Source organism: Pseudomonas sp. P4_B4 (assembly GCF_056402255.1).
Genome location: NZ_JBFUHS010000003.1, coordinates 116,955 through 138,573, shown reverse-complemented (window position 1 = coordinate 138,573; position 21,619 = coordinate 116,955). Strand labels below are relative to the sequence as shown.

Annotated in this window: 18 protein-coding genes and 2 pseudogenes; 8 read left to right on the top strand and 12 right to left on the bottom strand. The window is 60.3% G+C overall.

The annotated features are described in order from the left end of the window. Positions 1–101: 101 nt before the first annotated feature. The 5 genes from AC1DVE_RS05025 to AC1DVE_RS05005 all read right to left on the bottom strand — a co-directional run bounded on the left by AC1DVE_RS05025 (position 102) and on the right by AC1DVE_RS05005 (position 3,280). Complete coding sequence (locus AC1DVE_RS05025; protein ID WP_223453492.1) at positions 102–767, bottom strand: HAD family hydrolase; 666 nt, start codon at positions 765–767, stop codon at positions 102–104. 60 nt (positions 768–827) lie between these two features. Next, positions 828–1,235, bottom strand: a complete 408-nt coding sequence (locus AC1DVE_RS05020) for a response regulator (protein ID WP_223453493.1) — start codon at positions 1,233–1,235, stop codon at positions 828–830. Positions 1,236–1,557: 322 nt separating this feature from the next. After that, the gene (locus tag AC1DVE_RS05015) at positions 1,558–1,827 is read right to left on the bottom strand and encodes a pentapeptide MXKDX repeat protein (protein ID WP_223453495.1); all 270 of its coding nucleotides are present in this window, start codon (positions 1,825–1,827) and stop codon (positions 1,558–1,560) included. Positions 1,828–1,880: 53 nt separating this feature from the next. Continuing rightward, a complete protein-coding gene (locus AC1DVE_RS05010; RefSeq protein ID WP_223453497.1) occupies positions 1,881–2,666 on the bottom strand; it encodes a molybdopterin-dependent oxidoreductase in 786 nt (261 codons plus the stop codon). Then, the gene (locus AC1DVE_RS05005; protein WP_223533506.1) at positions 2,663–3,280 is read right to left on the bottom strand and encodes a cytochrome b/b6 domain-containing protein; all 618 of its coding nucleotides are present in this window, start codon (positions 3,278–3,280) and stop codon (positions 2,663–2,665) included. The genes AC1DVE_RS05010 and AC1DVE_RS05005 overlap by 4 nt, the downstream gene beginning before the upstream one ends. Before the next feature lie 284 nt (positions 3,281–3,564). Here AC1DVE_RS05005 and AC1DVE_RS05000 point away from each other — a divergent pair, with 284 nt between their 5' ends. Beyond that, on the top strand, positions 3,565–4,506 hold the full coding sequence (locus tag AC1DVE_RS05000; RefSeq protein ID WP_223533505.1) for a class I SAM-dependent methyltransferase: 942 nt from the start codon (positions 3,565–3,567) through the stop codon (positions 4,504–4,506). A 127-nt stretch (positions 4,507–4,633) separates the two neighbouring features. Here AC1DVE_RS05000 and AC1DVE_RS04995 read toward each other — a convergent pair whose 3' ends face one another. Beyond that, positions 4,634–7,288 (bottom strand): RHS repeat domain-containing protein, encoded by a 2,655-nt coding sequence (locus tag AC1DVE_RS04995; RefSeq protein ID WP_477783805.1) that lies wholly within the window; start codon positions 7,286–7,288, stop codon positions 4,634–4,636. A gap of 170 nt (positions 7,289–7,458) precedes the next feature. Here AC1DVE_RS04995 and AC1DVE_RS04990 point away from each other — a divergent pair. Beyond that, positions 7,459–7,548 (top strand): annotated as a pseudogene (locus AC1DVE_RS04990) (ABC transporter permease); the annotation flags it as partial. Between the two features lie 527 nt (positions 7,549–8,075). Then, the gene (locus AC1DVE_RS04985) at positions 8,076–8,432 is read left to right on the top strand and encodes a DUF6124 family protein (RefSeq protein WP_223461422.1); all 357 of its coding nucleotides are present in this window, start codon (positions 8,076–8,078) and stop codon (positions 8,430–8,432) included. 142 nt (positions 8,433–8,574) lie between these two features. On the opposite strand, the gene AC1DVE_RS04980 is transcribed toward AC1DVE_RS04985, so the two are convergent. Beyond that, on the bottom strand, positions 8,575–9,348 hold the full coding sequence (locus AC1DVE_RS04980; RefSeq protein WP_223461420.1) for a helix-turn-helix transcriptional regulator: 774 nt from the start codon (positions 9,346–9,348) through the stop codon (positions 8,575–8,577). Between the two features lie 110 nt (positions 9,349–9,458). Between AC1DVE_RS04980 and AC1DVE_RS04975 the strand changes: the two genes are divergently transcribed. Next, entirely contained in the window at positions 9,459–10,562 is a 1,104-nt protein-coding gene (locus tag AC1DVE_RS04975) for an extracellular solute-binding protein (protein ID WP_223533503.1), read from the top strand. Positions 10,563–10,638: 76 nt separating this feature from the next. Continuing rightward, positions 10,639–11,769 carry a DmpA family aminopeptidase gene (locus tag AC1DVE_RS04970; protein WP_223461416.1) on the top strand — a complete coding sequence of 377 codons (1,131 nt, stop codon included), beginning with the start codon at positions 10,639–10,641 and terminating at the stop codon, positions 11,767–11,769. A 208-nt stretch (positions 11,770–11,977) separates the two neighbouring features. Here AC1DVE_RS04970 and AC1DVE_RS04965 read toward each other — a convergent pair whose 3' ends face one another. Next, positions 11,978–12,598, bottom strand: a complete 621-nt coding sequence (locus tag AC1DVE_RS04965; RefSeq protein ID WP_223461414.1) for a TetR/AcrR family transcriptional regulator — start codon at positions 12,596–12,598, stop codon at positions 11,978–11,980. Between the two features lie 165 nt (positions 12,599–12,763). On the opposite strand from AC1DVE_RS04965, the gene AC1DVE_RS04960 reads away from it, so the two are divergent. Then, entirely contained in the window at positions 12,764–13,204 is a 441-nt protein-coding gene (locus tag AC1DVE_RS04960) for a hotdog fold domain-containing protein (protein WP_223461412.1), read from the top strand. Between the two features lie 87 nt (positions 13,205–13,291). Here AC1DVE_RS04960 and AC1DVE_RS04955 read toward each other — a convergent pair whose 3' ends face one another. Continuing rightward, positions 13,292–14,014: a GNAT family N-acetyltransferase gene (locus tag AC1DVE_RS04955; protein ID WP_223461410.1), complete on the bottom strand. Its 723-nt coding sequence runs from the start codon at positions 14,012–14,014 to the stop codon at positions 13,292–13,294. Positions 14,015–14,465: 451 nt separating this feature from the next. Here AC1DVE_RS04955 and AC1DVE_RS04950 point away from each other — a divergent pair, with 451 nt between their 5' ends. Further along, positions 14,466–17,864: an Ig-like domain-containing protein gene (locus AC1DVE_RS04950; RefSeq protein ID WP_477783804.1), complete on the top strand. Its 3,399-nt coding sequence runs from the start codon at positions 14,466–14,468 to the stop codon at positions 17,862–17,864. Positions 17,865–17,996: 132 nt separating this feature from the next. Here the strand turns inward: AC1DVE_RS04950 and AC1DVE_RS04945 are convergent, their stop codons facing one another. The 3 genes from AC1DVE_RS04945 to AC1DVE_RS04935 all read right to left on the bottom strand — a co-directional run bounded on the left by AC1DVE_RS04945 (position 17,997) and on the right by AC1DVE_RS04935 (position 20,952). Continuing rightward, positions 17,997–18,566, bottom strand: coding sequence for a YceI family protein (locus tag AC1DVE_RS04945; RefSeq protein WP_477783803.1), 570 nt, complete (start codon positions 18,564–18,566; stop codon positions 17,997–17,999). 136 nt (positions 18,567–18,702) lie between these two features. Then, entirely contained in the window at positions 18,703–19,374 is a 672-nt protein-coding gene (locus AC1DVE_RS04940) for a phosphoribosyltransferase (protein WP_477783802.1), read from the bottom strand. A 219-nt stretch (positions 19,375–19,593) separates the two neighbouring features. After that, on the bottom strand, positions 19,594–20,952 hold the full coding sequence (locus tag AC1DVE_RS04935) for an MATE family efflux transporter (RefSeq protein ID WP_477783801.1): 1,359 nt from the start codon (positions 20,950–20,952) through the stop codon (positions 19,594–19,596). A 296-nt stretch (positions 20,953–21,248) separates the two neighbouring features. Between AC1DVE_RS04935 and AC1DVE_RS04930 the strand changes: the two are divergent. After that, positions 21,249–21,520: pseudogene (locus AC1DVE_RS04930) on the top strand (hypothetical protein). Positions 21,521–21,619: the final 99 nt, after the last annotated feature.

Sequence of the window (21,619 nt, the reverse complement as noted above, 5' to 3'; positions counted from 1 at the left end):
GGAGCGGGCTTGCTCGCGAAAGCGGAGTATCAGTCGACATTGCAATTGCCTGACACACCGCCTTCGCGAGCAAGCCCGCTCCCACAGGGGAAATGTGTTGCTCACAAAAACTGCAAACGAATCAGACCGTCGGCATCCACGCTCGCGGCAACCATGTCATAACCTGCCAACGTCCCATGCAACGTCTCGATCGGCTGTTCATGGGTCGCCGTGACAATCATCAAATCCGCCCCCGCCGCCTCGGCCGCCAGAATCCCCACCGTGGCGTCTTCAAAAACCAGGCACTGCCCAGGCTCGACGCCCAAACGCCGGGCCGCGAGTTGGTACCCCGCGGGGTCGGGTTTGCCAGCCGTGACGTCCTCTGCCGTCACCATCACCTCAGGCTCGGGAATCCCCGCCGCCGCCATCCGCCGCAACGCCAGCTCCCGCGGGGCGGAAGTGACAATCGCCCATTGGCTGGCTGGCAAAGACCGCAAGAATTTCGCCGCGCCAGCCACTTCGAATACCCCATCGACGTCGACGATTTCCGCTTCGGTAATCCACGCGGCTTCAGCTTCGGCGTCTACCCCGGGCAAGCCCAGGCGCCTGATGGTGTCGATGGCGCGGGCACCGTGAATGGTCGGCAGGAAGCTGTTGACATCGACACCATGGCGCACCGCCCAGGTGGTCCAGACCCGCTCGGCGGCGGCAATGGACGTCAGGACCGTACCGTCCATGTCGAACAGGAAGGCACGGTAAGTCGAGTTGAATACGGAGTGATCGGACAAGGAAAAGAACCTCGCAGGTGCCAGACGGATTTGCCCGGCAATGTAGCATCTGCGCGTAGGTCAGTTGAGTCGTTTGGACTTGAAGGTCTGGCCCACGCAATCGAGCAGTCCGCCAATCATCCAGGGTTTCTTGATGAACGAGACCGCGTGCCGCACGCCTGCGCTTTCAGGGGTTTCGAAACCGGACATGATCATGATCGGCTTGTCCGGCCAGCGATCGCCGAACTGGTTGGCCAGGTCCGCGCCGTTGAGCGTGCCGGGCATGGTGATGTCTGTCAGCAGCATGTGCACCTGCGGCGCATGCTGTTCCAGATAGATCGCTGCCGCATCCGCACTGATTTTCGGCTCGACGACAAAACCCTCCTCCTGAAGAATCTCACAGAGAAACTCCAGAATCAGCGGGTCGTCCTCAACCACCAGAATCAACCCGCCAGGAAGATCCCCACCCGCCGTCGGTACTCGACTCATGACCGTGCCGCTCCCTGATTGCCTCAATGATTTCGCAGGCTCTAACCCGCTACCTAAAAGGTATGAGCAGCGGACTCGGTGGAAATTCATTTTTGATGCAGCCAGGCGACCGGTATCAAGCGTCCTGATCAATCTTGCCCATCAGGCGGCTGCCCTGGATCACTTCATCGATGTCCTTTTGAGCGGCGACAAAAACCTGTGGGAGCGGGCTTGCTCGCGAAGGCGTAGTGTCAGTCGCTATCAATGTTGACTGATACACCGCTTTCGTCGGAACGCCGCCCGGAGCAAGCCCGCTCCCACAGGGGATTTCGGCTGTTTGGACTTATTGCGACATTTCGCTTTTTTTCATCGCATCCTTGGACATCGCATCTTTTTTCATCGCGTCCTTGGACATGCTGTCTTTGGACATGGCGTCCTTGGACATCGTATCGGTCTTCTTCATTGTGTCTTTTTTCATCGCATCCTTGGACATGGCGTCCTTGGACATCGAATCCTTGCTCATGCTGTCGTTGCTCATGGTGTCGGCGGCAAAAACACTGGCAGCACCAACGGCCAGGCACATGGACAGAACAACAGTGGTCAACTTTTTCATGATGAAACTCCTTGGAGCGTGGGTTGTGGAGGTGTGAACTGGCCAGGCACCCGTCAGCTGCCACCGAACCAGTTGTAGCCCTGGTCTTCCCAGAAGCCACCCGGATAGGTGTTAGTGACGAACATCGCCTGGATATGTTTGGGGTTCTTGTAGCCGAGCTTGGTGGGCATGCGCAGCTTCATCGGGAAGCCGTATTCGCGCGGCAGCACCGCGCCGTCATAAGTCAGCGTCAGCAGGGTTTGCGCATGCAGCGCGGTGGCCATGTCGATGCTGGTGTAGTAGTCGTCGGCGCATTTGAAACCGACGTATTTGGCGTCTGTGTCAGCGCCGATGCGTTTGAGGAAGTCGCTGAAGCGCACGCCGCCCCAACGCCCGATCGCGCTCCAGCCTTCGACGCAAATGTGCCGGGTGATCTGCTCGGTCTGGGCCATGGCGCGCAGCTCTTCGAGGCGCCAGCTGCGCTTGTCGGCGACCAGGCCCGTGACTTCCAGGCGATAGCCCTCCTCCTCCACCGTCGGCACCTCGTCGATGCCGTAAAAGGCATTGAAGGGAAACGGCCGGGTGATCATCGATTCGGGATAGGTCGGCGCCATCGCGTTGGGGTTGAACAGCCAGCCCTGCACCCGGTCGTTGAAGCGCGACATGGACGACAGCGCGGTCTCGACGCTTTCGTTGTCGGTAATGTTGCAACCGGACAACATGGCCACGCCGCCGAGGGTCAGGCCACGCAGCAGGAACGAGCGGCGCGAGCGGTCTTCGATCTGCGGGGCGAGGATCTTGCGAGCGTCGGTCAGGATCGACGCCTCGTCCAGCCCGGGTACCTGAATGCGCTTTTTCATACCTGCTCCTTGCGGCCGACGATCATGGCCAACAGCGTTTTCGGCACCAGCGCCACCATCAGCAGATGCACCGCCACGAAGGCCACCAACAGCGCCATGGCGAAGAAATGCACACGACGCGCGCCTTCGTAACCGAACAGCAATTCACGCAACAGCGGGAACTGCACCGACTTCCACAACACCAGCCCGGAGAGCACCAGCAGCGTGATGTCGACCATCACGAATAGGTAAGCGACGCGTTGCACCTGGTTGTAGTGGCTGAGGTCGGCGTGCCCGAGTTTTCCGCGCAACGCGGCCCACAAGTCATGCAGCACACCTTTGGGCGAAACCGGGAAGAAACGCCGCTTCAGGCGTCCGCTGAACAGGTTGAAGGCCAGGTAGATCAGGCCGTTGATCGCCAGTAACCACATCGCCGCGAAATGCCATTGCAGCGCACCACCCAGCCAGCCGCCGAGGGTGATCGACTTGGGAAAACTGAATTCGTAGATCGGTGAGGCGTTGTAGATGCGCCAGCCACTGGTGACCATTACCAGCACCGCCAGGGCGTTGAGCCAGTGGGTCAGGCGTAGCCAGCGTGGATGACTGGACTTGGGTGAAGCAGTGCTCTGCGACATGTCCGGCTCCCGTTTGTTGTTGTTCGTTGGAGCCGATTATGGGAGCCGGAAGATCGCCAAATCCTCACGTAAAGTTAAATTAAACGTGATAACTGGCCTGTCACTGCTGACGCGAAGAACCTGTGGGAGCGGGCTTGCTCGCGAATGCGTAGTGTCAGTCGCTATCGATGTTGGCTGACACACCGCTTTCGCGAGCAAGCCCGCTCCCACAGGGTTTTGTGTGGTCCGCCCATTGCGCAATTATGGTTAAATGCCGCCCCTTTCCATGCTGCCGACCCGACCCGATGACCCCTGAAGCCCTCGCCACCCTCAACCAGCACCTGCTGACCGCCCTGGCGGCCGCCCCCGCCGAAACCCGTCGCCTGTTCCACGGCCGTGGCCGCTGCTGGCCGGGGCTGGAGCAAGTGACCGTGGACTGGTTACAGGGCGTGGTGCTGGTGGCGCTGTTCAAGGAGCCGGAAGCGGCGCAACTGGAAGACCTGAAGCAGGTGCTGATGACGGTCACCCGGTCTGAGCAATGGGCAAAATCCGGTGCCCACACGCTGCTGTTGCAACATCGCTACCTGCTGCAAAGCACCACCGAGTGGCTGCTCGGCGAAGTGATCGAGGAAATGACCATCACCGAGGGTGGCCTGAAGTACCGGGTGGACCTGGGCCGCAAGCAGAACACCGGGTTGTTCCTCGACATGCGCTACGGCCGCGACTGGGTCCGCGCCAATGCCGAAGGCAAGCGGGTATTGAACCTGTTCGCCTACACCTGCGGCTTCTCGGTGGCGGCCATCGAAGGTGGCGCGACGCATGTGGTCAACCTCGACATGTCCAGCCCGGCCCTGAGCCGTGGTCGCGACAACCACCGGCTCAACGGCCACGACCTGAGCAACGTGACCTTTCTCGGCCACGACCTGTTCAAATCCTGGGGCAAAGTGATCGGCAAGGGGCCGTATGACCTGGTGATCATCGACCCGCCGTCGTTCCAGAAAGGCAGCTTTTTGCTGACCAAGGATTACCAGCGCGTACTGCGCCGGTTGCCGGAATTGCTCAGCCCTCAAGGTACCGTGCTGGCGTGCATGAACGACCCGGCGTTCGGTGCCGACTTCCTGATCGATGGTGTGACCCGTGAGGCGCCGAGCTTGCGGTTCGAGCAGCGGCTGGAGAATCCGCCGGAGTTTCCGGATGCGGATGTCGAGTGTGGGTTGAAGGCGTTGGTGTTCAAGTTGCAAGGCTAGAAGATCGCAGCATGGACACTACTAATGCGGATTCCATTTAAACGCTAGTGAATACCAGACTGTTTGCTCAGCGAAAGTCTGTGTATCCCGTTGTGGCCCCCATCTCAAGTGTACCGATAGTGCCACGTCATTCTCGGCTTGGAGACTTTGGTCTCATGTCGCTCCGCATAGGCTGACCAACGCCACTAGCCACCCCAGCAGAGGAAAGTACTGAAAAACGTACATAAACGATAAAGTCAGCCGAATTAAAAACTCTTTCTCCATTCTCACTTTTAAATGTCATTGTCTCTGGAACCTGTTTGAAATCCGTAGCGACAAGTTTAAAGTCATCCATAATTTTTTTTGTTGACTTCCCATTAGGCGTTTCAGTAAAAAAAACCTTCAATTTTTCTTCTGATGTTCCTTTCGCCTCATGCATCTTCCTGAGCGTCTCTTGATTCGTAACCGTCTGTCTTTTCAAAACAAAAGGAAGATATCCAAAATAGTTATTCATCCGAGAAACCGCGACATACTGAAATTTTGTCACGTCACTTGCAAAATATCTGCGTGTTTTGCTTTCTTTATAATTAGATTTAAATACCCACTCAGACATATCATATGAATTATTAAACATATCACCTCCACTATAGGACTCTATTGTTTTCTCACCAACAAAATGATGACGCAATTTATTAGTAACAAACGCAACTCGCCTTTTTTCCTCATCACTCGACTGGTGATAGCGCATTTCCAGATCAGGATCAAAATTTGGAACAGCACTCCCAGTAGCGACAATAACTTTGAACGCATGCCTCCATAATTCCATGGCACTTTCTTTATTTAAGCCAATTTTATCAAAAAATATAACTGGATTATTATTTACCATTAAGAACCTATTTGGTCCGGAAATATCACCAGCCGGATCTGGACAAATCCACCGCTGTAACCACGGTGCGTAATATCGGTAGCCATAGTAATAAAGCCCGGTCGCATCCCGTTCTTTACCCGAGTAGCGGATGGTTTTGTACTTCGCCACCAGTGCACTTTTCCCCGCCCAGCACGCTGTCCCGCCATAGGGGTAATAGTGCTCCTGAGTCCGCACGCCCGCCTCGTCGTCCAGTTCCAGCGTGCTGGAACCGAGGTGATCACTGAGGTTGTAACGCAACTGGTCACTGTGCTCACCTTGGGGCCAGTGCAATGCCCACACATTGCTGCGCCCGGCTTCGACGCTGATGACGTGGTGCTCTTCGCCATCGGCCTGGCGGTGGATTTCCAGACCGGGGAGGTAACGGACTTCGCTGCGCAGGGTCCTGCCGCTGCTGTGGGCGAATCCCGTTTTGCGCAAGCGGTGGCCGGGGCGGTCGTAGCGGTAGCATTCGTAGTCGTCGGGCTCGGTTTCGCGTTTGACCAACGTGACTTGGTGCAATTGATTACGACTGTCCCAGAGCATGGCTTGCCCGCGTTGCAGCTCCCGTTGATTGCCACCGGCATCGAAACCCGACGCGATTTCAGGCTCGCCCGGCAGCGAGCCGTCATCGCGCTGCGCGAGGCTACGGTTGCTTCGTGTCGAGGTAAACATCGAGAAGCCGGGCGCGCCGCTGTGGTGGCGGCTAATCAAATTCCCGCCCCGGTCATACTCGAAGCGTTGGGTGTAATTGCGCCGCTGGCTGGGGTCCAGCGGCGTGGGCAGCAGTGTTGGCAGGGCTGGGCCATGACTCGGCTGGCTGACCTCCCAGCCCTGGGCTTCGACCAGTTGATACAGGCTGTCGTAGCGGTAGCGGTTGATCGGCTCGATGCGCTGGTTGTTGAAATGGCTGACGGCTTGGGACTGGTCGTGCAGCCTGACGATATTACCCGCCGGGTCGTAGACGTAGTTCAGGTCCTGCAAGGGCTTCTGGTTTCCGTCTGCCGCCATCAGCCGAATCAGCCGGCCGTCTTCGGCAGCGTACTCGGCGTGGGTCAGCACACCATTGCCGGCGGTTTCGCGTTCGACCTGATCCTGGGCGTTGTAGCGAATGTTGTGGACCAAGGATTGTGGCTGCTTGCTCTCACCGGCCATTTGCAGCCAGACTTCACTCGGTTTGCCCGCCACGTCGTAGCCAAAGGTGCGAGCGTTGCCCATCGCATCGATTTGTCGCTGAAGCTCACCAGTGGGATTGAAACGGTGGCGGGTGATGAATGATTGAGCTTCCAGGTACTCCTCTCTGGCATCGATTTCGGGCGGCCAGTCGGGTGTTTCAAGCTCGAGGAGCAAGCGTTGCTCTTCAACCAGTGCTGAACCGGCGAGCCCGTAGTCAGCAGCCCAGTGTGTGCCCGCCGGATGGTCATGACGGATCACCTGTCCGCACTGGTTGTGCGCTGCGTACGCGGGTTCGGAGCCACCATAGGTCAAGCGTTCCACCACACGAAGTCGTTCCCCCGCGTCCTGTTCCGTGACGGTGATGGGCCGCTGTTGTCCGTCGAACACCGTGTGACGCTGACTGCCTCGTGCATCCCAGAACGAACAGGGCGAACCGGCCTGGTCCGGCAAACTCAGCTGCCACCCGGCATCGACGCTGTCCGTCAGCAACGGTTGACCGTTCAAGCCGTAGATCGTGGTCAGGTTCGGCGTCGGCGCCGTGCCCCACAACCGAGGGTCCCACGACTCGACCAAGCGCCCTGCCGCGTCGAAGCGTTGCCGGGTGATACGCGGATCAATCTCCGGGCTGTCAGGATGACGGCAATAGCCCACGCTGCGAACCGTCAGGGCGCGTGGATCGATGACCGACAGCGTCGGTGTCGCGGCGTGGTGGTGAGCGTTCACGGCATTGACGATCCTTCGCTTTGACTGAGGACAGACTGGGCCTTTTTTGGCCGGACCGAAACTGTAAGAAGTTACAGGTCGGCGCCTGTGAAATCGCCATCGTCGGAACGCCGCCCGGAGCAAGCTCGCTCCCACAATGAATCGCGCCGAATGGATATCCGTGGGTTGTCAGCCAGATCATGTTGACGGTGGTTGTGTTGCTGGTGGCGGTGATTCAGTTGGGTGGGGATCGGTTGGCGCTGGGGTTGAACAAGCGCTGACGAGCTGAAAGTCACCGTGCTTTTGTGGCGAGGGAGCTTGCTCCCGCTGGGCTGCGAAGCGGCCCCAAACCATTCAATGCGCAGTGTCAGTGAAATTCTGGTGTCAGATTTTACGATTGCTGCGCAATCGAGCGGGAGCAAGCTCCCTCGCCACAGGTGATAACAGACTTCCAGAGGGAAGTTTTCGTACAGGAAAATCAGCGCTTTTGCAGGCCCGTTCCCTTTCTTTTGCAGGACATTTCCTAGATCATTTCGCTCGCTTGCGCCTGCCATTTTCCGTGGCTAGTCTCGGTCCGTCACTGCTCATCAGTGATCGGGTTTAGTAGCCCGGAACAATAGGCGCATAGCGATTCCATGCTCATGTCCGGCAAATTTTGCCGCATGCAGAATATGGTGGCTGTGCGTGGGGCACCTTCGGGTGCACCGGTTTTTCCTATTGACCGGCCTACTAACCTGCGTACAGCCGCCACCCAATCGTTTAGTAGGCGATAAGTGATGGCTCCCATGCAGCAATAGGAGCAACACTCATGGAAAGATCCGTACCCGATCCACCTCCCGAAACCCCCACCAACGAAACCGTCACTGAAGACCGACTCAGGGATCGATCAGCGCTCTACCGTGCGATTGACTTTCACCTCACCGGCGACCAACCCACCCGCCCCGATGAACTGCGCTTTTACAACGTCAGCAACGACGTGAGCTTTGAAGATACCCAGCTCTATATCGCCGACCTGCTGCGTTGCGCTTCGGTCACGGCGTATCAGTGTGGCGATCAACTCAAGGGCGCTGATCGGGCCCTGGTGTTTTCGATCTGGCATTTACTGGAGATTGCCAAGGCGATGGTGGATCGGTCTATTGAATGTCTGGGAATGAAGCAGGGCTGAGCAATCGGTTATCAGTGTTATCACCATCGCGAGCAGGCTCGCGATGGCTCGGGCCGCGGTCGGACGCAACCGTCCACTCAGTCAGCTGAAGGGCTGCTGATCATCAGCGAGGCGCACTGGCAACAGCACACCCCATGACCGTTCAACGCGGCCGCAACACCAGCGCAAACAACTCGCCATGCCCGTTCACATTGAGCTTGTGATAGAGGTTGCGCCGGTGCACTTTCACCGTCTCCGGGGAGATGCCCAATTGCTGGGCGATGGCCTTGCTGGAGAAGCCCTGGAGAATCAGGCGCGCGGTTTCGATTTCCCGCAGCGTCAGGCGTGCGTCGAAGCGATCGAGCAAGGTCGCCAGGTCGCCGGCCGGTGGTTCGGCGGCCGGCCCTTCCAGCGGCAGCAAATCCAGGTGTCGGCGCATCGCCGCCAGCACCCAGTCACGCACGCACAGCAGGCGGCCCTGCTCCTCAAGGCTGAAGCGTGTCGCACGCCCCAGGGACAGGCCGAGCACGGCGCCATCGACGTTAACCATGAATTGCAACTCGTCCCCACCGACCACGGCGCTGAAGTAACTCAGGTAGTACTCGCTGTGCTGGAACTGGTCGGGGGCCACCGATTCGAGGCTGTGCAAACCGTCGGCGATGCCCGCGCAGGCGGCTTGGTAGAACGGGTCGAGCAGGTACATGCCGGCGCGGTAGTCCGCCAGTTCTTCATGTTCTTCGGTGCTGCCCTTGGCATCGAAATCGATCAGCAGGCGCGGCACATGGCCCGGACGCATCAGCGCTACCAGCGCGTTATCCAGCGGCACCAGCAAGCGCAAGGTATCCACCAGCGCACGCCAGAAACTGTCCCGCCCCACCGCCGTGAAAACCCGCGCCAGCCCCTGGTGCACCGGCAACTCTTTCAACAACGCGTCCACGCACTACCCCTTTTGAGTAACCCATGATGGGAATGGGTGAAGGCCACCCCGGTCGATACGCTGCAAACTCCTGATTACCACCGGCCGCAACAGGCCAGGAGTGCCGCATCATGAGTCGTCACCGCTTGTATTTCAATCTGGGGTTTGGTGCCTGTCTGGCGGTTTCGCTGTCGGCTTTTGCGGTCGAAGCCCCGACGGTGCACGTGTACAACTGGTACGACTACATCGGCCCCACCACCTTGCAGGACTTCAAGCGTGACACCGGGATTGCGCCGGTCTATGACACCTTCGACAGCGCCGAAGTGCTGGAAGGCAAATTGCTCACCAGCCGCAGCGGCTACGACGTGGTGGTGGCCAGCAACTTCAGTCTACCCACGCTGATCAAGGCCGGTGCCCTCGCCCCCCTGCCCCGTGCGCAGATGCCGGACTTCAAGAACATGGATGCCGATCTGCTGGCGAAACTGGCCAACAACGATCCAGGCAACCAGTACGCCGTGCCGTACCTGTGGGGCACCAACGGCATCGGCTACAACATCGACAAAGTACGCGCGCTGCTGGGTGACAAGGCGCCGGTGGATTCCTGGGACCTGGTGTTCAAGGAAGAGAACCTGGCCAAACTCGGCGAATGCGGCGTGGCCATGCTCGACTCGCCGTCGGAGATGCTGCCGGTGGCCCTGCACTACCTTGGCCTGCCGCCCAACAGCACCAACCCCGAGGACTACAAGAAGGCCGAAGCGCTGCTGCTCAAGCTGCGTCCGCATATCGCCTACTTCAACTCGTCGAAATTCATCAGCGACCTGTCCAATGGCAACATCTGCGTGGCGGTCGGCTGGTCCGGGGCGATGCTCGAAGCCAAGAACACCGCCGAGCAGGCCGGCAACGGCGTGAAAATCGCCTACAGCTTGCCCAAGGAAGGCGCGCCGGTGTGGTTCGACACGCTGGTGCTGCTCAAGGACGCCCCGCACCCGGAACAAGGCATGGCCTTCATCGACTACCTGATGCGCCCTGAGGTCATCGCCCCGGTCAGCGACCACCTCAACTACCCCAACGGCAACCGCAGTGCGACCACGCTGGTGGCCGAAGCGACCCGCAGCAACCCGGCGGTTTATCCACCCGCCGAAGCGATGGCGACCTTGTTCACCCTCCAGCCACTGCCGCCGGCTACCGAGCGCGTGCGCACGCGGATCTGGAGCAAGGTCAAAAACGGTCAGTGAATCCACTGCATTTCCCTGTGGGATTGTGGTGCCCGGAACATCCCTTTTTCAGCCACGATTTGAAGATGAGAAAACCATGAAACCACGCGCCCGCGACCTGAACATCCCGATCGGCCAACTGCAACCCGGCCCGCTCAATGCCATCACCGACGTCCCTGGCGTAAGGGTCGGCCACAGCGATGTACGAGGCCGCACGGCCAATGGCCGCGACATCCTCACGGGCGTCACCGTCATCGAACCGCGCGCCGGCTCCACCAGCCAACAACCCTGCTTTGCCGGTGTGCATGTGCTCAACGGCAACGGCGATGCCACGGGGCTGGAGTGGATTCGCGAGGCCGGCTTGCTGACCAGCCCCATCGCCTTCACCAACACCCACAGCCTGGGCGTGGTGCGCGACGCGCTGATCGTGCTCGACCGCGAGCAGCAGCCGGATGACGGGCGCCTGTACTGGAACATGCCGGTGGTGCTGGAAACCTTCGACGGCTTGCTCAACGACATCAACGGCTTTCACGTGAAACCGGAACACGTGGCACAGGCCGTGCGCTCGGCGACGGGTGGCCCGGTGGCCGAAGGCAATGTCGGCGGTGGCAGCGGCATGATCTGCCACGAATTCAAGGGCGGCATCGGCACCGCGTCGCGCCGCTTGAACAGCGCCCAGGGCGGCTGGACGGTGGGGGCGATTGTTCAGGCCAACCACGGCATCCGCCATGAACTGCGGGTCGATGGCTACCCGGTCGGGCGCTATATGGAACAGGTCGATTCGCCGTTCCTCAAGGCCTCGCTGCCCCATCCGGGCATGGGTTCGATCGTGGTCTGCCTGGCCACCGATGCGCCGTTGCTGCCGCACCAGTGCACCCGCCTGGCCCAGCGCGCCAGCCTCGGCCTGGCCCGCACCGGCGGCGGCAATGAAGACCACAGCGGCGACATCTTCATCGCCTTCGCCACCGGTAACGATCACGTGCCACCGGCTGCCTACGAGAGCAAGAAAGCACCGACCACCCACAACCTGAGCATGGTCAACAACGACCACATCAGCGAGCTGTTCCTGGCCGCCACCGAAGCTGTGGAAGAAGCCATCATCAATGCCCTGCTCGCCGCCGAAACGGCCGAAGGCAACGGACATGGAGTGCAGGGGCTGGATGCCGAAACCCTGCTCAAGGCGTTGCGTCGCGCCGGCTGGCCGGGGGATGCGACTAGCGGTACTTGAGTGAAACACTAGGTCTTTTTAGGATGAACTTACGCAGCCGCTTGTTTGTGCAAGCCGCTGCGTAGGTGGTGAGTGAACTGAACCACTATCAAGCTCACCGCTTGCTTCATGCGCATCTTGAGCCTCACGGCTCCACTTCCTCCCCATCAAGAGCTTTGAGGCTCTTTTTTTACCTCCGAAAAACACACATTCCCCACAGGGGGGATTTTCATTGTGCTTCGCTGGTGCACAACGACCGCCACGCCGCCTCCGCCAGCATGTCCCGGTACGCCTTCGGGCTGCCCTTGACCCGGCCCGACAACCAGGCGCGGCAGTAACTGTCTGCCTGGCCGACGATCAGCGACGGGATCAACTCCGCCGGGAAACTCCCCAGTTCATTACCCTGCGCCCCCAGCCATTCCAGCAACTGCCTGTTGCGCGTCTTGTTGCGGGTGGCGAGTTCGTCCTTGAACGGCCCCTTGGTGACGGCAAACCGCGCGTGGTACTGGAACCGCGCCCACTCCGGCTGGCTATCGACCCAATCCACATAACTGTGCACCAGCGCATGCACCCCTGCTTGAGTGGTTTGAGCCTCGGCGAGATAGCTGTCGCGCAAGCGGGCCTGATCATCGAGGGCGGTAAAAAACAGCGCCGCCACCAGGCCTTCCTTGTTGCCGAAATGGTGATAGATCGCACCGACACTGGTATCGCATTCGGCGCGGATCATTTCGATGGTCGTGGCCTCGATCCCCTGTTCGTTGAACAGGCCGAGGGCCTTTCTAAAGATGTCGCGCTTGAGTTCGGCGCGTCGTCCGGGGTAGCAGCGTTCGAGCAGATCGGCGGTTTCCATGCGCAAAGACAGTCCGGAAAAGTCATAGGTGAGGGCTGGCGGTTACCAGCGAACAAGTGGCGCTAGGTTGACAGATTTCCCTTCGACAGAATACTGTTCCGCCACAGAACATTATTCTGTTTCGGAACATTATTCTGCAAACCGTCATCCTCAAGAGGCAAAAAAATGAGTCAGTTCCTCAGCATGTTCAACAGCGCAGGCCCAGAAGCATTCAGCAAAATGGCCTGCCAGGTGGCGCCCTACTTCTCCACCATCAACCCGCTGGTCAAGGACCTGCGCAAAGGCTCCGCCACCGTGCACGTACCGTTTGCCCGGGAAATCACCAATCATTTGGGTACGGTGCATGCGATTGCCATGTGCAACGCCGCCGAACTGGCCGCCGGGATGATGACCGACGTTTCCATTCCCGCTGGTGCACGCTGGATTCCCAAAGGCATGACCGTGGAATACCTGGCCAAGGCCAAGAGCGATGTGACGGCGGTAGCCGAGGGGGACGCAGTGGACTGGACCACCGAAGGCGACAAGATCGTGCCGGTGGACATTCACGATGCCGAGGGCAAGAAGGTCTTCACGGCGCGGATAACCATGAATGTGAAGCTGGCCTGACACTGATTGAAAGGACAGGTAAAGCGCGGACCAATGTGGGAGCGGGCTTGCTCCCACAGGGGAGTTGTGGTGTTTAGGAGAGTTCGGTCAGACCAGGCGCAATCGAGGTCCGCTAGCTGGTATGGCATCTTCTCCGAGCCGCCCCCGCACAAACTCCTGAGCCTTGCGCGTCAACTGGTCCAGATGCCGGTCGCGCTGTTTTTCCGCGTCGGTCATGGCCCGCTTGCCATGCTTTTGCAGCAGGTAGGTATGAATCTGCCGCACTTCCAGCGAGCTGTAGATCGACGCCACATCCAGCAGCGCCATCAAGCCATCGGTGGCGTAGTCGCGGGTGTTCATCAACACCTGGGTCGCACGCACGCCCACCACCTCAAAGCCCATCGCCTCGAAATACGGCACCTTGGCCACCGCGCAGGTCAGCTCGGCATGGGGATAGCGACCGACCATTTCCCGCAGCATCCGCCGGGCCACGCCCTGGCGCCGATACTCGGCCTGCACCGCCATGTACGCCACGCCGCAGGCCTCGGGGTCGTCCTGCACCGGCAGGTACAGCACAAAGCCAGTCACCTTTTGCGGGTCGTCTTCGTCCGTGGCAACGATCAACTCCACGGCAATGCCTTTTTCACCGTTCAGCGCCTCCAGATACAGGTGCACCTCATAGCCGATCGCGTATTGATAGAGGTTGTACAGCAGGTTGCTGGGCGGGATCGCGACCATGCTGATGTCGGTCAGGTTGTCGACCACCATCTGCAGGATCTGGCTATTGATGTGCTCGGGGCACGGGGTCTTGAAGTGGCTGATCAGGGGCATTGCAGTGACAGGCTCCGGGGGCAAGGGCCGCCTATCATAGCGCGCCTGACACCTGCGGTCCGAATGGAGGCGTTGCGTTTTCGAGGCTGACAGCAGAGTCAGGCACACTTTGTGCTGGATGAACAGGGGGCTTCGCGAGCAGGCTCGCTCCCACAGGGGACTGCGGTTTTGCCCACTCCTCGATCTCCTGTGGGAGCTCGCCTGCTCGCGAAAGCGTCCACCACCACAACAGCCTTTGGTGTGGGTGGGGGGGAATCGGTGGGTGAAGGCCCCCAACTGTGAGGATTGCCACCCATTGCGCCACTACGACCAAAGTCCAATCCATCAAGCGTTTGATATCAAACAGCTATTTGTTTCCCCCGGATCTCCTCGCGCTTGGCGCACCTCTTGCATCGAGCGAATTGCGAATTGCGAACGTCTGCCACACCGGCGTGCCCCCGAGGGGAACAACATGAAAAAAATGCCTGACCTCAAATCGCTCGGTTTTTTCTGCAAACCGGGCATCGCCGCTGTGATGCTGATCAACATCAGCCTCGGCAACGCCAACGCCGTACCGCTGGATGATTTCGGCCCGCCCCCCCCAACGGACCCTTCGGCATATAGCAATCCCCCGGCCGACCTCAAAGCTGCGGCGGATGCCTTACGGGCCATGCCACCCGTCAACCAGGGCGCCATCGCCCTGCCCAATGGCGCTTTTGGTACCCGCCTCACCACGCCAACGACCGACAACGTGCTGCCTCCAGCCCTGCAGACATCATTCAAAATCCCCACCAATGGCAAACCCAGCCCATTGTTCGGGGCCCAGCCGTACACTCAGCAACTGCTGCTGTTCGAAGAATTCGGCACGGAAAAACTCGACCCGACTCTGCCGGCACCGCCCCTGACCTTCCCGGTTCCGCTCGTCGGCCCGGCGCCCACGCAGGATCCGAACAACATCGCCCGCAGCGGCCCTTCGCCCACGGCGCTGGTAGCCTTCATGCGCCAGCCGGGGCTGTACCCGTTTCCGTCGCAGTATTCCAACGTGCTGGACCGCAACCCCTGGAAAGCGCAGATCGAAGCCTTCCTCAACCGCCATCCGGTCGGCTCGCCGGCCGAAGGTCGTCCACCAGGAAAAGGCTGGTCGCACCAGCGCTGGAACGAGTTTTACCCACAGGTCGGCTTCAAGACCGCTCAAGCGGGCGCCCAGCTCAACAGCGGCATGCGCGACCGCCGACAGTTGCACAACTACGCCGTCGGTGAGTTCGGGCCTGGCGGGCTCTACAACCAGACCTCGAACACCCCGGTCATAGCGGGCACCACCAAAGGCATAAATGTTCGTTTTCACCCCAACATGCCGATTCAGAACCACAAGGCGCTCTGGACCTTCGACGGCACCTTTCCGCCAAAACTGTTGATGGTGCGTTACGGTCAAGCCGCGCTGATGCGCCACTACAACGCCCTGCCGATCGATCCGGCGGCCAACATGGGGTTTGGCCTGCACACCCTCACCACCCACGAACACAACGGCCATTCCCCGGCCGAAAGCGATGGCTTTTCCGGTGCGTTTTTCTTTCCGGGACAGTACTACGACTATCGCTGGCCGATACAACTGGCCGGTTACGACACCATCAACACCAGCGCCCAGGATCCGCGCGCGGCGTTCCCTTGCGCCCCGGGCGAAACCCTGTTCGTCAACGATGCCACTCCGGGCCTCAAGACGTGCAACAACGGCAGCATCAAGATCCGTGGCGACTGGCGCGAAACCATGAGCACCCACTGGTTCCATGACCACATGGTCGATTTCACCGCGCAGAACGTCTACAAGGGCAACGCGGTGATGATGAATTACTACAGCGCCGTGGACCGTGGTAACGAAGCCTTCGAAGACGGCGTCAACCTGCGCCTGCCCAGCGGTTCGGCGATGCCTTGGGGCAACCGCGACTACGATGTGAACCTGATGATTGCCGACAAGGCCTGGGATCAGAACGGCCAATTGTGGTTCAACCCGTTCAACACCGACGGCTTCCTCGGCGATCAGGTCCTGGTCAACTGGCAGTACCAGCCGCGCCTGAACGTGCGGGCGCGCAGCTATCGCTTCCGCATCCTCAATGGCTCGGTGTCGCGCTACTTCAGGATCGCGCTGGTGCGTGAAGTCGCCGGCACCGGCGGCGAATTCCCCGGCCCGGCCGGTTCTGGCCTGTCTTATACCCGCGTGCCGTTCCACTTGATCGCCAACGACGGCAACCTCATGGAACACGCCGTGCCGTTCGACGGTAGCATGGACCTGGAAGGTAACGGTGACATGCAGAACCACAACGCCATCCTGCCCACCATGGGCATCGCCGAGCGTTACGACATCATCGTCAACTTCGCGAAAAACGGAATCAACACCGGCGACAAGCTGTACTTCGTCAACCTGATGGAGCATCACGACGGCAAGGGGCCGGAGGCTACACTGCTGAGCCTGGCCGATGTCCTGTCCGGCACATACAAGGCGGTGCTCAAACTGGGCAGCAAAGGGCTAGAGTGGGACGCCGGCGACCCGGGGGTGGGCAAGTTCATGCAGATGGTGGTCCAGCCTTATGCCGGCCAGGACGTTAGCATGAACCCCGCCGACTACGAACCCGCCAAACCGGGCAAACCGGCCGGCAAGACCATGATCCCGCTGACCCTCAACCGCGATGATCCGGCGGTGCAGGCCAAGCTCAAGGTGGCGCGGCATCGCGAGTTCATCTTCGGCCGCTCCGACGGCACCGACGAAGCCCCCTGGACCATCAAGACCGACGGTGGTCAATTCGGCTTCCCCATGGACACTCGAATCATCAGCGCCGCTCCGCAACTGGCTAACGGCCCGACCCCTGCCGGGTTCTCCGGCGACGGCACCCTTGAGGTGTGGAAAATCAAGAGCGGCGGCAACGGCTGGAACCACCCGGTCCACGTGCACTTCGAAGAGGGGATCGTCCTCCACCGCGATGGCAACCCACCGCCGGAATGGGAAAAGTGGGCGCGCAAGGACGTCTATCGCATCGGCGAGGGCATCGACAGCTCGGTGGATGTGGAAATGGCGATTCACTTCCGTGAATTCGCCGGGACCTACATGGAGCACTGCCACAACACCCAGCACGAGGACACGTCCATGTTGCTGCGCTGGGATATCGAGCACCCCGGCCAGTTCCAGTTGATGCCAGCGCCCCTGCCCGGCTGGGACGGCGTCACCTACGTCAATTCCTCCGCGTTGCCGACCTTCCGCACTGGCGATACCCGTGCCAATAACGATGGCGATAACAAAAACCCGATCGCCAACCCCGACAGCGCCGTCAGCAACAACGGCCAACCGCTGACCATCAACGTCCTGGCCAACGACAGCGACCCTGACGGTAACGTGCCACTTAAAGTGGTGGGGCTGGAGCAACCGGACTCCGGCAAGGGCGTGGTCAGCACCGATGGTACGCGCGTGACCTACACACCACCGGCCACGGTCCCCGCGCCGTTCACCGCGACCTTTACCTATAAAGCCGCCGATACGAAGGGCGCGGAGTCGGCATCGGCAACGGTGTCCGTGGCGGTCTCGGCAGCGGTCAACGAGAGCCTGATCGTCACCAGCGCTACCGTCACCGCCCGCAGCAACAGCCGCTGGTATTGGGTCCTGTCCGGCACCACCTCCCGTGGCACGGGCAATACCATCACGGCGACTGCCACGGTTACAACCGGTACGGTGAACCTAGGCACCGCCACCCTGACGCCTACGGCGACAGGCGCACGCTGGAATATAGCGGTGACAACCGTCGGCAGTGGCCCGTCGCCTAGCCCGACGGCGACCGTCAAATCATCCCTCGGCAAAACCGTGACGGTGCCAATAGTGGCGAACTAGAGCGGATTGATCGGCGCCCGGTCCATGCAATGTGGATCGGGCGCTTTTTTTTGCGGATCGTACGGTGGTGCCGAGGTGGGGTTTACTGACTATCGGTTCTATCCGCAAAGCGCCTGGCATTTGCGCTGACGGTCACCTTTGCGGCGCCACCATCCGAAAGCGGATATTGATCTCGTTGGACACCACACTGTCCGCCCACTCGCCCTTGCCTATCTTGAAGTCGTTACGCTTGAGGACCAGTTCACCATCGAAGATGCCAATGGAGCTCTCCGATTTCAGCAGCACCGGCACACTCACTTCCCGAGTGAGCCCCCGCAGGGAAAGCTTGCCGGTGATGGTGTAGCGGTTATTGCCGAGGGCTTTGATGGACGTCGATTCGAAGGTCGCCACCGGATAAGTCGCCGTATCGAACCACGCAGGTTTTTGCAGTTCGGTATTGGCGTCGCTGCTACCGGCGTCGATGCTGTTCAGGTCGATGGTCAGCGTGGCATGGGCGGCGCCAGGGTTATCGGTGTCGAAGTCGAGATTGGCCTCGAACTTGCCGAAGGTGCCGTAGCTTCGCGAACCCATCTGCTGATAGGTGAAACTCAAGGTGCTGGCCTTGGCGTTCACTTTCTTGTATTCCACGGCTTCAGCGAACGGCACCAGGCCGAACACCAACGTTCCGGCCAGAGCGACGCAACGCGCGGATCGAAGGTTCATGGCACTCTCCGGGAGGGCTCCCGTCTTGAGTTGGCGTGCCGCACAGATCGGGTGGCATCAGATGACTAAAGCAAACAACCGGCGTTTATTCCACCTCGCGCGTTGATTTGCGACCACCTGCCGATGGCCGTCCGAGCTACCCGCACTCCCCGCGTTGCCACGCCCGCCGCAACAGGTCGATCACCTCGGTATCCGAGGTCTGGGAAAAGTCCATGTACCAATGGCCAATCGAAGTGAACCACTCGGGCATCAGCGGGCAGATCAACTCATCCACCTCGCTGCGCAGCGCCTCTACCGTTTCGATCGGCGCCACCGGCACCGCCACCACGATGCGCGATGGCGCCTGCGCCCGTAGCGCCTGGATCGCCGCCCTCATCGAAGCGCCGGTGGCCAGGCCGTCGTCGATCAGGATCACCACCTGATCCTTGAGCTGCACCGCCGGCCGCGTGCCGCGGTAGACCTGCTCGCGGCGCAGCAGCTCGCGGCTTTCCCGTTCGACCACGGCGTCGAACGCGGCGCGATCAATCGGGTGCACCCGCAGTGCCTGTTCATTACGAATCTGGATGCCACCGCTGGCAATCGCGCCCATGGCGTACTCCGGGTGGGACGGCACGCCGAGCTTGCGCACCAGCATCAGGTCCAGGCGAACCTTCAGCGCCGTGGCCACTTCATAAGCCACCGGCACGCCGCCACGGGGCAAGGCCAGAACGATGACGTCGGGGCGATTAGCGTAAGGCAGCAGCGGCTCTACCAAACGCCGTCCGGCCGCTGGCCGGTCTTGCAGGATGGAATGGGACAAGGGGCTCATTTGAAAACCTCCCCAGGCGATCGCGCCTGCGAACTTCAGCCAAACCTGCCTTTTGTGGCAGGGGCTTTTGTGGCGAGGGAGCTTGCTCCCGCCGGGCTGCGCAGCAGCCCCAAAAAACCGATAACGCTTACCGGGTTTTGTGAGCGCTACGCACTCAAGCGCGAGCAAGCTCGCTCGCCACAAACTTGGTCCATAGCATTATCCGCCCCTTTATCCCGCCTACACCAACCGCTCAATTTTCTGATGCTGCCACACCAGTTTGTAATACAGCGTCTGCAGCACCAGCATCCCCAGATACGCCACCGGAAACGCCATCCACACCCCTTGCAGCCCGAACTTCGCATCCAGCAGATACGCCGCCGGCAACTGCACACCCACCACGCACACAATGGAAATCGCCACCGGCACCATCACCGTGCCGCTGGCGCGCATGATGCCGCCGATGATCGCCTGGAAGCCGAACACCAACAGGCTCCAGAGCATGATGTGCAACAGATGCTGAGCCATGGTCCGCGTCGCTTCTTCGGTGAGGAACGACGCCAGCAACCAGCTCGACAACAAGTACCCGAGCACCACCAGACCACCGGTCAAACACACGTTGATCATCAGCCCGGTCTTCAAGATCGGCCCGATGCGCTCAATGCGCCCCGCCCCAATCGCCTGCGCCCCAAGAATCGACGCGGTGATCGCAATCGACAGCGCCGGGAACTGCACGTAATTGACGATCTGCGTCACCGCCCCGTAAGCCGCCGTCGCCTGGGAACCGTGCTGGTTCACCAGCGCCAGAATCACCAGCTCCGACAGCGACAACACCACCATCTGCAACCCGGTGGGCAAACCGATGCGCAGCACCTTGCCGAGGATCGCCAAGTCCAGCTTCATCGCCGCAAAGAACTCGCGGTCCGGTGCCAGCGGATGGCCCTTGCCAATCAGCCGCCACGCCAGCAACCCCATGGCCACCAGGTTACCCACCAACCCGGCAAACGCCGCACTCTGAATCCCCATCGGCGCAAAACCCAACCACCCGCGAATCAACGCCGGCGTCAGCGCCAGCCCGACACAGGTCGACACCACCAGCGCCAACAGCGGCGACAGAGTATCGCTGACCCCGCGCAACAACTGCGTGAACAGCACAAACACCAACAGCGACGGCATGATCCACAACATCACATGGGCATACGCCACCGCATCGTCCAGCACATCCGCCGGCGTCCCCAACCCCACCAACGCCGACCGCGCAAACACACTCCCCACCACCGCCGCCGTTAAACCGATCAACACCCCCAACAACAACGTCGCCCCGGCGATGGCCTTCACCAGATGCGTCTCCCGCGCGCCCCACGCCTGCCCGATCAACACCCCCGCGCCAGCCCCTAGGCCGATGACCAGGGCGATGAAGAAAAACACAATGGGGAACATCCCCGACACCGCCGCCAGCGCCTGGGTGCCGAGCATCTGGCCGATGTAGATGCTGTTGACCGTGCCGGACATGGATTGCAGGAAGTTCGACAGGACCATGGGGGCGAGGAACAGCAGGTAGGTTTTCCAGAGGTGGCGTTGGGGGGGTGGGGTTTGCATTCGGGAAGGTCCATCTCGACGGCGGGAGCGATGATTAAGGATAGCGTTGGTGGCTGAAACCAAGGGGCGCTGAACATCTCAGGTCTGTGTTTATATTTCCAGCGACGTGAGGTGAAAGGCCTGAAGTTTCATCATCACCGGTCCTACACAAAACTCGGAATCCCTCACCTTCCCGCGCTGATCTCCTGCGGCTTATAGTCGGCGCCGTCGCCCAGATGGCGATTCGGGTTTGGCGACCTGACAACAGAGAATGACCGACTGACGGCCTTGAGCCCATCTAAAAGAGATCATTCAAAATGAATCGATACATGCCCCTCACCGGAATCGACCTGGTTCCGGCCTCCCTGCTTATCGACACCCAAGCCCCACTCGACGTTCTGCAAGCCATGGCGGATACCGCATTCGTACAGTCACGCAGGTGCTGGAAAACATCGCCTATCGCTCCGAACTCGGTTGCGACACGGTGGTGCTGGAGGACTTCTGCAAACTGCTGGTCATTCCGTTGCGCGATGGTTGTGATTTGATGGATGTGATTGGCCGGCAGTTGCGGGCGCAGGTTGCGGAGTAAAGAAAAACGGGGGCTCTCGCGCCCATTTTATTGCTACGCCAGAAAGGGGTTGCCCCTCAGCTTGATTCGAGGCCGCGAAAAACCAATCAGGCGAAGATA